An 11,878-nucleotide genomic window follows, 5' to 3' on the forward strand; every position below is an offset into this window, starting at 1 on the left:
TTCCATTTTTAATTCTTAATCTACTTTGTACAAACAGCAGGTAAATAACTATGACTGCTATAACCTTAAACCTCAACTCCATAATTAAACTAACTTCCGAACAATTTTACCAACTGTGCGAAGAAAACCCAGATTTAAAATTAGAACGCAGCGCTAACGGAGAATTAATCGCCATGCCGCCAACCGGAGGAGAAACAGGGAAACGCAATGTAAAATTGACTACACAATTGGATGTGTGGAACGAACAAACCGAACTCGGCGAAGTATTTGATTCCTCCACAGGATTTACCCTTCCCAACAAAGCCGATCGCTCTCCCGATGCTTCTTGGGTAGAAAAATCCCGCTGGTCAGCTTTAACGCCCGAACAAAGAGAAAAATTCATCCCGCTTTGTCCCGATTTTGTCATTGAATTAGTCTCGCCCAGCGACAGTTTGAAAAAAACCCAGGACAAAATGCAAGAATATATGCAAAATGGCTGCCGTTTGGGTTGGTTGATTAACCGCAAAAAACGGGAAGTTGAAATTTATCGCCTCGGTCAAGAAGTGGAAGTCTTACAATCTCCTCTCACCCTTTCTGGGGAAAATGTTTTGCCGGGATTTGTTCTAAATTTGCAAAAAATCTGGAATTAGTAAATTCAAATTATGGTTCAAACAATTCAAGCTAAAAATGTCACATTAGAAGAATTAAAAACGCTTTTTGACCTGCAACTTGTCACAGACGACCAATTCTTCAGAGAATGGCAAGACGAGTTGCCGGAAATTACCGACTTTCAAAAACGACAGCTAGATCAGATTAAAGCGGGTTACTTCAACTTGTTGGAGTATCCGCCGATGCTGGAAAAAACCATCAGTTTGTCGATCGTCTCTCCGCTGTTATTTGCTGGCGAGTTTTACCTGCATCCATTTTATATTAAACCGGAAAAATCTGTCGAATTTTCCGAAGAAGATGAAGGAGTTCTCATCAAAGGCAGCCTCGACACTTTAGTTTTAAAAGACCAGTTGTGGCTGATGGTAATCGAATCGAAACGAGTTTCATTTTCGATCGAAGCGGGATTGGCGCAAATCTTAGCTTATATGCTGGCAAATCCCAACCCGGACAAACCTAGTTACGGCATGATTGCTACAGGCGGCAATTTCATCTTTGTTAAATTAGTGAAAGGAGAATCACCTCGATATAGCACATCTAAGGGGTATCTTACCCGGAACCCCGGCAACGAACTTTATGATGTACTCCGCATCCTCAAACGGCTGACTCAATTAGCAATTAGTCAGTAGTTATTGGGCATGGGGGATTGGGCATTGGGCATTGGGCATTAATCTTCCCTCTTCCTTCTTCCTTCTTCCTTCTTCCTTCAGAATTACCACGGCGAACCGATCATTGTAAAAGCAGCCCAATAATAAGGATGCGACAAATTTCGATCGCCCCTGGCGGCCAACTCCGACGGTAAAGGCAGAGCTTGATTGTTGCCCGATCGCATCAAATAACCGTCTTGCAACCGCACTTCACCCCGCAGCATCGCCAACTGCGCTTGCCGCAAAGCCTCAGCCTTAATCGGCGCCGTGCGCAACTGCTGGTAAAACTCAGTCATCAGCCCCAAAGTACCGACATCGCTGACATACCACAAACTCGCCAAAGCCGATTTTACCCCCGCGTGCACCGCCAACCCCGCAAACCCCAACTCAGCTTGTTCGTCTCCCACCGCCGTAGTACACGCACTCAAAACCAACAACTCCACCTGCGGGTTAGATAACTTCAACTGATCCAACTGATTCAACCGCAACTTAGTATCCCAAAACTGAATGTAAGAATTTTCGGCCCCCCCAGGCTGAAAATCGCCGTGAGTAGCTAAATGAATAATTTTGTATTGCGGTTGATTGCGCTTATCCTTCAAATTTGCCAAAGTAAAAGCTTCATTGAGAAAAGACGAACCCGGCCAAATCTTGCCCACAATTGTCGATATTTCCAGCGGCACCGCAGGCAAAGGATTTTGATCGTATTTGGCAGGAAAATTCGACGCACCCATCGCCAAAACTTCAGAACCCTTAACATCGGCATAGCGAGTATCAGTTAAACTCAAACTCGGAATCAGCCCCAAACTGTACTTTTCTACCAAAAACTGCTTGCCGTCGTAAAGAGCAGCCAAAGGCAAAGTCCGCAAACCCGCATCCATCGAAAACACCAAAGTGTCAATCTTGTTAGCCTCCAATTCCGGTTGCAGCGGTGCAATTAACCACTCGTAAAGTTGTTTTGCTGGTTCCTGGTAATCAGAACCAGTCAATCTCCTGGGAGTTCTCACAGCATTAGTGAATTCTTTAGCAACTTGCAGCACTGTCTCGCGGCTTGCAGGCACGCTTTTAAAAACATTTTTGCCGTCTGGCAATAACAACACAAGTTCTAAATGTTTCTCTTTCGCCCACACGTAAACGATCGCGGGTTTAACTCCCGTCAAGCGATTGACGCTGCTGAGAGTATCTCGAATACTTTGCTGGGTGACTGACTTTTCAGTGAGATTGCCGCCAAAGTAACGTTCAAATTCCCGGCCCTGAACTCTATCCCTTTGCTGCACTGCGTCGATCGGATTTATTTGCCCGATCGAACCCGATCGAGAAATCTCAGGAACCCTCGCATTCCCGATACTTTCTGCTGTTACCGCACTCCCGGGCTTCTGTGCCGTTGCCCCCCCGCTGCCGTTTTCTGTCCCCACAGGCGCACCCTGATTGTCTTTTAACACCGACTGCGACAGCAGTACCGAGCCGGCGGCCACAGTCTGGTTCGACCCCGCATCAACAGACGCAGCAGCAGGTTCTGACGAGACATTTGCGGTACTGCCAGGCGGCGCAGACGCGGAGGAGGCGAGACTGACCGGAGTCACAATTTGTTGAGAACTGCCTGTAGTTTTCAGTTCCACGCTGTTGGTAGTTGATACCGCAGTTGGCACGCTCAGCAGCGGCCCGATCGCAGTTGAGGATGTGGCAGTGTTCGACTTCGAGTTTCCCGTCTCAACAGTCGCAGTCGTGCAGTTTCCTAACGGGCAAGCACTTTGTAGCAGAGTCTGCGAACCCGATCGAACCAGCCCCTCTGTAGAAATGCTGACGCTGGCGCGATCGGCAGCCGTTCCTGTTCCCGCAGCCCGAAACGCTCCCCCAGCCTCGATTGCCACATCGCCGCCCGTATTGCCGCGAGCTTTGATCGAAACAACTTCAACATCTTTCTGCCCGGTAATCTTGCTCGAACCAGCTTTTCCCGATTGCGAACTCGAATTGATCACCCCTGTAACGATCGGGCCCGGCGCTGTAATCGAGATATCTCCGCCAGTTTTAGAGCCGAAAGCATCGACGTTGCCCGCTGCTACCGCACCGGCGCTGCGGATGTTGATATCGCCCGCCGCCCCGGAAGCCGATCGAGATGAAACCGTACCAGCAGTCAAGTTGCCCTGACTGCTAGTGATGTTAATCCCCGCATTCGAGGTAATGTCTCCGACGTTCACAGTACCGCCCATCAGAGCGATCGAGGCGTTATCAGTGCCGACGATCGCACCCGTTGCCACGATCGCGCCGGGGCCATTGGGCGATCGAATCGTCGTGGGGTCTTGAAATGTCACCGCCGGCGTTGAATTTGGCGCTGTTGTTGCCCCAGCAATAGTTATCAGCCCGCTGCCGTCAGCGCGCCCGATCGCGATCGAACCAAAGCCGTTCCGCAGCGAGTTCAATTCCGCAGCAGTCAAATCCAAAGCTTCAGTCTCAGCAGCACCGGCAACAGCAATATTTTGAGCCGGATCTGTCGGTTGCAGCACCAGATTGCCGTTGCTGGCGATCGAATTACTGTCGCCCGTCAAGTCAATTTCGTTACCTGTCAGGGTAATATTTCCCCCTGTTTCCTCCCCGCCAGCTTGGATCGAGCCGGCAATAACCCCGCCGGGGCCAGTCAGCGTCACGTTGCCCGCGCGATCGCCCCTCGTGTCGATCGCCCCTGCACTCACCGTGCCCTCTGCGGTAACGCTAACATCTCCCGCCTCCGAGCGTGCCGCTTTGGAAGAATTGACAGAAGTGTTGATGGTGGGGGCAGTTCCTGTACGTAGCTGACCGGTTGTGACATTGCCCGCTGTACTGGCGATGCGAATTTCTTGATTGTTGGTAGTGATATTTCCGGTGCGGATATTGCCGTCACCTTTGAGAGTAATTGAGGCATTGTCGGCAAGAGTCAGGGAACTTGTGGTAGTGATTGTTCCCAAACCCGCCGGCGATTGAATAATTAGCGGGTCATAAAAGGTAAAATCGTTGGCAATCAGAATCGAACCGGTACCGTTGCTGCGGCCGATCGTAATTCCAGCAAACCCATTTTCCAAACTTCCGAGGTCGTTTGCCGTGAGATTCAAATAAATATTAGTGCCAACATCTCCAGAACCGGCGATCGCAATATTTTGACCTGGACTCCAAGGTTGCAGTACCAAAAAGCCAGTACCGCTGACCGAATTTTTGTCACCTTTGAAATTAATTTCATTACCCGTCAAAGTAATGTTTCCCGAACCCCCTGCGAGCGAGCTCACTCCCAGAACGCTTCGAGCCGTCAAAGTTACATTCGCAGCCGATTTAGAACCGCTGGCATCAACTTTTTGGGCCGTTACGTTCAGCCCTTCGAGCAAAATATTCCCGCTGCTGCCGGTGCTGGGATTGGATGAAGAAATATTGTTTGCAACAGTCGAACCCGGACTAATCAAACTAATATTTCCGCCGTTACTCGACAAATTGCCCGCAGTAATTTGACTTCCCTCCAGGGCGATCGCACCGCCAGCCGTGCTAATTGTATCTCCAGAATTCATCGAAAAAACACCCGCGCCGCTGCGATCGGCATCTGCTCTGAATGTTACCGAACCAGTAGTTGTTTGAAAGCTCAACTGATTGTCCGCCAAATCAGCAATTGTAATATCGTTGAGCGCTTCGAGAACCACATTTGCCGTCGCCGACATACTTTCCAAAGCTCTAGCCGAAATTGTCAGCGTTGGCTCAGAATTGTTTTGCTGTCCTGTCTGAGTTCCTGTTGCCAAAATATTATTGTTGGCAATTATTTCCGCATCGCCCGCACCTTCTGGGGAATCTGTAATTAAAATATTTTCTGGATCTAGCAGCAAAGTCCCCAAACCGTTTGTCCCGGAGGTATCGACAGTACCGTTAAAAATCAATCTTTGCTTGCCGGAAACTTCCACAAATCCGCCAACACCTGCGGTTCCCGTTGCAGAAACGCCATTCGCGCTGATGCTGCCCAAAAATGCTGTTGTGTTGTCCGCCCAGACAAAAACTCTGCCGCCGTTACCTGATTCAGTTGCGTTGGCGGCGATCGAGCTTTTGCCATCCACGTAAGTCATTGTTGCATTCGGCACACTTCCCTCGCCTCGGTAATCTCCCCCGATCCGCACCGTTCCGCCGCCGTCCGGCCCCGAAGCCTCAATCTTCGCTCCAAACAGCCCTACCTTGTCGCCCAACACGTTGACGCTTCCTCCCGCGCCCCCCCTGGCAGACACGTCCGCATCACCCGATACCAGCGCAGTTCCAGCACCTACCGGCACTGTGATACCGCCCGTCAGCACGACTTCACCGCGATCGTTCGCAGTTATACCCGTAGCGTCAGCCACGCCGGGCCCCGACAGCAGCCGAGGCAAACTCTGGGGAGAGAAGGGAACAGCTTCCGATCCCGACACTCCCGCAGCCGGAGAAACTTCTAAATTCAGCAAAAGTCCGTTTTGACTCAACCGCACCAGATTTTTGCCCGGGACAGCGACCACAGTAATCTGACCGCCAGGGGCTGAAAGTTGCCCCGTACTGATAACCGTGCCGCCCATCAAAGTCAAATTTTGCCCAGTTCCGACAGCCAAGTTACCGGCATTGACGATACTCCCGGACTGTGGCCCAAAAGCAAAAGTATTCGGCCCTCCGACTAAAGCCGCGTAGTCGTTCGCGCCAGTACCGTTAAACCAGCCGCTGTCAAAACCGATACCGGTAGCGGTGGTAGCAAAAAAAGACCCGGACACGTCGAGTCGGGCATTCGTTCCGAAAATAATCCCTGCGGGGTTCATTAGGAACAAGTTAGAATTGCCGCCGCTAACTTGAATTAGACCGTTAATTAAGGAAGCGTCGCCGCCGACAACGCGGCCGAGGATATTTTTAATGCTTGGGTTGGAGATGAAATTGGCAGTTTCGCCAGAATTCAGATTGAACCGAGTAAAACTGTGGAACAGATTTGCTCCGTCTCCCGAGGGAGTGCCGCCTTTAATGTCGTAGCGAGGGGGCTGCCCTGTGCGTGGCCCTGGGTTGACGGCGGTTCCGGTGCCGTCTGGGGCTGGAACAATAGATTGTGCCGCAGCAATTTGAGATTGGGGATAAATTGACAATATCACCCATCCGCTGGTGTTTTCTTTGAGAAACGGCAGGTTGGGGGAAAAATCTAATATCCAAAATCCGGCAATGGGAATTGCTGCCAGAATCGATCGCACAGCACGTTGAGCATTCATAAGTTTGCCTCGATCTAGACCTTGATTCGAGTTTTAAATTGAGATTTTAGGTAAAAAAGAGTCGATCGCACCCCAATGCTGACACTTCCTAACGCTAGTTCTCGATCGCAAATTTCAAATTTTAAGTCTAATTTTGATTGTGTCACCAACATAGCAAAGACTGACAGCAAGTGTCGAAACACAGTTCCGTTTAAACAGAGAAAATTATGAGCGATCGAATTGTGCGCGCGATCGGTTTAACTGGGGGCATCGCCACCGGTAAAACCGCTATATCTAATTATCTGGCAGATTCCTGTGGATTTCCGATTTTAGATGCCGATATTTACGCCCGCGAAGCGGTGAACCCCGGTTCGCCAATACTCGACTCTATTGTAGAACGATACGGTGCCCTTATTTTGCTCCCCGACGGCAATTTAAATCGGCCCGAGTTGGGAAATATTATTTTTTGTAACGCAGCCGAACGGCAGTGGTTGGAACAACAGATTCACCCTTATGTGCGCCGCCGCTTAGTTGAGGCAACTCAAAGCTGCATTGCTGCATCGAGTTTGGACGCGCAAAACACATTGACTGTGGTTTTGGTAGTGCCGCTGCTGTTTGAAGCTAACATGACTGACTTGTGTACAGAAATTTGGGTGGTGTACTGTTCGCCCGAAGTGCAGTTAGAACGGCTGATGCAGCGAGACGGCTTGAGTTGCGATCGAGCACAGGCCCGTATTAACACTCAGTTGCCGCTAGCTCAAAAGTGTCAAAAAGCTGATTTTGTTTTGGATAACTCGTCAACCCTCGACTCGCTGTTCGTGCAGGTAAATGCGATTGTCGAGTCTTAAATAATTCAATAGACCTCTTGCAAAAATCCTTTCATCAATTGATGGAACGGGCTCTCCGGCCCGTTCCACAAGAGTTATTTTTTCTTGTGGGATGGGCCGGAGAGCCCGTCCTAATTATTTTTGCAAGAGGTCTAATGAGACTGTTGGTTGAGCGAAAGCGAAACCCAACCTAAGAGATATTCGCCAATCATAATTTGTTGCAATAGTAACAAATTATGAAGGTAATCTGAAGACTTAAAAAAATTTACAAATTACGATAAGCTGTTGTGCATTTAAATTGTATATTTCGAGTCCCGATCGAACAATCGTCAAATCCTCTCCCCCTCTCCCCTTCTCCCCCTCTCCCTCTCTAATACCACAGGCAATCTAGATGCAACACAGCTTAATTGTCCCACTTTTTTGAAGGTTTTTCAGGATTAAAGATGTTTAATCTTGCCTGCTACCTGCTGGCGGGTGACTTGAACCTACAAGTTACTGGCAACTCAAATGGGGGTAAAGCCCCTCAGTTAGGAAATATTTCCAAATTGCCGATGGCATCAATTACCGATCGGTAATTCTGCAAAAATTTCAAATTTTTACCCTGATAGCAGGGTACAGGGTGCGTATCAAGAAGTGGAAACTACAAACACCAAACTTTATGATGCGCGTTTACTCTTCTATCGTGATGTCAAGCCTGTTACTGAGCGGCACCGCAGTTAAGGCTCAAAGCTTTGAAACTCGATCGACCTTTTTTGTTCGAGACAACTCAGCTTCCGAAATTTTAACCGCCGTAGCCGACACTCAGACATTTTACGCAGATAACGATAAAGATACGCCGCCAGAACGAGGAAGCGGGAGATAAAGCCGAAAAAACCGATAATTGTCTGTTGGGAATTAGGTAATTACGGGGAGAATCGAAAATTGGAAGAAGAAGAGAAAACTTGAAGATTTCGATTCATAAAAACAATACGGGAAGCGGGAAACGAGCGTGACTTTAGTCCTGAGAGGAAAGCGACGCGGGGGACTTCAGTCCCCGTGGTCTTTATGCTATAATTCGCTAGATTGTAAGTAAGAACAAAAACATCTACGTATTGAAGCATCCTAGTATCGGAGAGATCCCGGCTCCTATGAAACAACGATTAGGTTTTAGTCCTAGTGCAGTATGACAGGAAAGAGCAAATAAAGGCAGGTTGTGGAGCGTACCGCGTCTTGGCAAGCGTGATGGTTCTGAAAGCATAACAAAAGTAGCTAGAAACTATCGCTTGACTTAGGCGACTAAGTAGACGGCGTTTGGCGGTCGTAGCGAGAATCAGACTTTAGTAATAACTAAAGTTATTCTGTCAGCAGAATCTCAGTGGCTTTAGCCCGCTTGAGTGTCAATAATTCGGGACTTACGTACTGGATACCAAAAAACCGATTTTTTAGCGGTATTGGACGATTCAAGACCTAATTTTGGGCTATTCCGGTTTTTTGGCCAAGCATACTCAATAGACCTCTTGCAAAAGTCCTTTTAATCAAATTTTGGAACGGGCTCTCCGGCCCATTCCACAAGAAAAAAACTTTTTGTGGGATGGGCATCTTGCCCGTCCCAGCTATTTTTGCAAGAGGTCTAATATATCAGATGTCACAAACGGGCGCGAAATGTTGCACTCAAAAAAATAAAGGTAAAGCGCGAGTAGGAATTTTGCGCTTTACCTTTATTTTTTAAACTTTTGAAACTTTAATCTTCTTCCGCAGCTTCGCCACCAACAACTACATCGCGAATCCGCAAACTCGGGCCGCCGCAGCCGACTGGCAAACCGCTTTGTCCTGCCTTGCCGCAGCCGCCGGATTCATCCCAGTAGAAATCGTCGCCGATCGCCTCAATATCGGCTAAAGTGCTGAAAACATTACCCGAAAGAGTAACATCCCGCACCGGATTGTCGAGTTTTCCGTCGCGGATCATCCAAGCTTCGCCGGGACTGAAAGTAAACATTTCGCCGTTAGTCATGCCGCCTTGCCAATTGCGCGCATAAACTCCTTCTTTGATACCAGAAAATAAGTCAGCAACCGGTGTGTCACCCCGCTCGATCCAAGTATTCGTCATGCGGACGATCGGCGGATAATGATAATTCAAACAGCGAGCGTTACCGGTAGCCGCTTCTCCCAACTTGCCAGCAGTTTCCCGCGAGTGCAGCCGCCCGACTAAAGCGCCGTCTTTAATTAACTGAGTAGTAGTCGCGGGAGTGCCTTCATCGTCGTAGAAATAGCTGCCTCGGTGTCCCTCTGGCGCTGCACCGTCGAAAATTTGCAAGTTTTTGGGGCCGAACTGGCGGCCGAGAGTCATTACCTCCATGATGTCGGGATTTTCGTAGGCCATGTCGGCTTCGGAAAGGTGTCCGAAGGCTTCGTGGACGAACAATCCGGTCATAATCGGGTCGATGACGACGGTGTAGGTGTTGCCTTGGACGGGGGGTAAGGCAAGGGAATCTACGGCGCGCTGGGCGGCGCTTCGCACTTGGGCGTCAAGCTCGGTTAAATCTTCGTAGGCTTTGCGCGAACCGGTGGTTTCGCGGCCGGTTTGTACGGTTTCCCCGCTGCGGGCTGTGGCGCCAAAGCGCATTTCCATGTCGGCCCAACCTTGTTCGAGCATTGTGCCTTCGGAGGTGGCGAGGATGATGCGCTGGGTGGTGTCGCCGTAGCGCACCGAGATGGTGGCGATGCGGGGGTCAATGCTGCGGAGAATCGCCGCGTAGCGATCGCACAATTGCTTTTTGTCAATTAAGGGAACCAGACGGGGGTCTGTTCCTGTCAGCGGCAGCAAGCAAATGTCCTGTACGGGAGCAACTGGCGCCAGAATCGTTTCTTCTTCGCCGATCAGTTTTGCCGCGGCGATGGCTTCTTCGATTCTTTCGGCGAGGGTGGAAAGTCGGTTAAAACTGGCAAAGCCCCAGCCGCCTTTGTGACAAGCTCTGACTTGGCCGCCAATTGAGACTCCTTCGCTGAGGGTTTCAATTTTTTCGCCCCGCAGCAGGATGTCGGTGCCTTCGGCTTCTTCCAGTCGAATTGCCAGATAATCGACTTGGTTGCGGTAGCGTGCCATTAAGTCAGACAGCAGATTTTTCGAGTCGGCGATCGAGGTGGGCATAAGGAAAGCACGGTGTTTAACTGACTTCATTTTGCACTTTTTTGACAGCTCCTCGGCCCGAAGGCACGAGGATTCTTGGTTCATTGGGACTACTCACGTAGCTTGCCCTCCCCAAAATTCACTGCGATTTGCCCAACCGCTGTATATCCACGCTGCAACACCACCTGCGCGGCTGCAACATCTCGATTCGTTTCATAGCCACAGGTTTGACATTTATGCACTCGTTCAGATAAGTCTTTTTTACCTGTATGGGTTTGACATAAGGGGCAGGTTTGACTTGTTCCCTTTGGGTCTACTTTTGCAAAGTACGCACCTCGCTTAAAGCAAACATGACCCAAGATATTCAGGAACTGACCAAACCCTGCATCAAGCGTGTGCTTGCTGAGCATTCCCGCTGACATTGCTTTGAGGTTCAAGTCCTCAGCAAATACTGTTTGGGCCCAGTTACATAAATGATGTGCGGTCTTGAAATGAAAGTAAGAGCGACTGTTCGAGATGTATTCGTGGTGTTTAGCTATTTGGTGATGAATTTGACGAAACTTTCTAGAGCCTTTTTTCTTGCGCTTCAGTTGACGTTGCAGCAATTTCAGCTTGCGTTGTCCATCCACAAAGAATCGAGGTCTATCAATCAATTCACCATCCGAAGTTGCCAAAAAATGTTTTAACCCTAAATCAATCCCTAATCCATGTCCTGAAGGTGAGGCTTGAGGCACTGCGACATCACATTGCAAAGAGAGCATGGCATAGTAGCCAGAAGCCCTCTTAACAACGCGAATTTGCTTGACATCAAACCCTTGAGGGATGGGACGTGACAGGTGCATTTTAACTAACCCAATCTTGGGTAGGTTGACCCACTCGGCACCATCAAACCGTTTAACTGATTCTAGATTCAATTGAGGGAACACAAATGAGCGCATCCGTTTTTTGAATCTAGGAAAACCGTGTCCTCGTTCCCACATCGCCACAAACGCTGCCTCTAATTGGCGCAACGCCTGCTGCAAGACATGGGTGTGAGGTAGTTGCAACTCAGGAATTAACTTCTTTGCTTGGGCCAATGATTTGCATTGGCGGGCAAAGGTTGGACGCGGTGCATCAGCAGGGATCATGTATTCCTGCTTAATGCTGCACGAGTTGATATCACACTTACGAGAATTAACCCAATCTTTTCGTTCTCGCAATGCAAAGTTGTAGACCTTGCGGCAAATATTGAGCCACAGGTCGAAAGTCTGGCGTTGCGCGTCGGTAGGAATGAGCTTGTACTCGTAGGTTAGATTTAACATACAACCATTGTAGAGCCAACCTGAATAAATGCGGTGCTGTTTATTCAAAAACCTTGCTTGAGAGATCCGAACCGAAAGTCCCCCTAGAAGGGGGAGGCTTGTATCCCATTTTTTTGTCAGGGCGATCGTGCAAAATATCGCCCCAAGCGCGGAGATTGCG

8 protein-coding genes are annotated in these 11,878 nt (G+C 49.2%); 5 read left to right on the plus strand and 3 right to left on the minus strand.

Annotation, left to right across the window (positions count from 1 at the left end):
• Positions 1-50: 50 nt before the first annotated feature.
• On the plus strand, positions 51-629 hold the full coding sequence (locus tag QUB70_RS11750) for a Uma2 family endonuclease (protein ID WP_332980454.1): 579 nt from the start codon (positions 51-53) through the stop codon (positions 627-629).
• Positions 630-641: 12 nt separating this feature from the next.
• Positions 642-1,274, plus strand: coding sequence for a restriction endonuclease subunit R (locus QUB70_RS11755; RefSeq protein WP_332980455.1), 633 nt, complete (start codon positions 642-644; stop codon positions 1,272-1,274).
• 83 nt (positions 1,275-1,357) lie between these two features.
• On the opposite strand, the gene QUB70_RS11760 is transcribed toward QUB70_RS11755, so the two are convergent.
• Positions 1,358-6,505: a CHAT domain-containing protein gene (locus QUB70_RS11760; protein WP_332980457.1), complete on the minus strand. Its 5,148-nt coding sequence runs from the start codon at positions 6,503-6,505 to the stop codon at positions 1,358-1,360.
• 206 nt (positions 6,506-6,711) lie between these two features.
• Here QUB70_RS11760 and coaE point away from each other — a divergent pair, with 206 nt between their 5' ends.
• The 3 genes from coaE (at position 6,712) to patX (ending at position 8,173) form a co-directional block, all read left to right on the plus strand.
• Entirely contained in the window at positions 6,712-7,332 is a 621-nt protein-coding gene (gene coaE / locus QUB70_RS11765; protein ID WP_332980459.1) for a dephospho-CoA kinase, read from the plus strand.
• Between the two features lie 422 nt (positions 7,333-7,754).
• The gene (locus QUB70_RS11770) at positions 7,755-7,886 is read left to right on the plus strand and encodes a hypothetical protein (RefSeq protein ID WP_332980461.1); all 132 of its coding nucleotides are present in this window, start codon (positions 7,755-7,757) and stop codon (positions 7,884-7,886) included.
• 83 nt (positions 7,887-7,969) lie between these two features.
• Positions 7,970-8,173 carry a heterocyst-inhibiting protein PatX gene (patX, locus tag QUB70_RS11775; protein ID WP_332980462.1) on the plus strand — a complete coding sequence of 68 codons (204 nt, stop codon included), beginning with the start codon at positions 7,970-7,972 and terminating at the stop codon, positions 8,171-8,173.
• An 858-nt stretch (positions 8,174-9,031) separates the two neighbouring features.
• On the opposite strand, the gene QUB70_RS11780 is transcribed toward patX, so the two are convergent.
• Together QUB70_RS11780 and QUB70_RS11785 are read right to left on the minus strand one after the other, a co-directional pair.
• Positions 9,032-10,438, minus strand: coding sequence for a TldD/PmbA family protein (locus QUB70_RS11780; RefSeq protein ID WP_332980488.1), 1,407 nt, complete (start codon positions 10,436-10,438; stop codon positions 9,032-9,034).
• A gap of 89 nt (positions 10,439-10,527) precedes the next feature.
• Positions 10,528-11,718: an RNA-guided endonuclease InsQ/TnpB family protein gene (locus tag QUB70_RS11785; protein WP_332980489.1), complete on the minus strand. Its 1,191-nt coding sequence runs from the start codon at positions 11,716-11,718 to the stop codon at positions 10,528-10,530.
• Positions 11,719-11,878 lie beyond the last annotated feature (160 nt).

Origin of the sequence: Microcoleus sp. A003_D6 (genome assembly GCF_036702825.1) — a bacterium.
Classification (GTDB): domain Bacteria; phylum Cyanobacteriota; class Cyanobacteriia; order Cyanobacteriales; family Microcoleaceae; genus Microcoleus.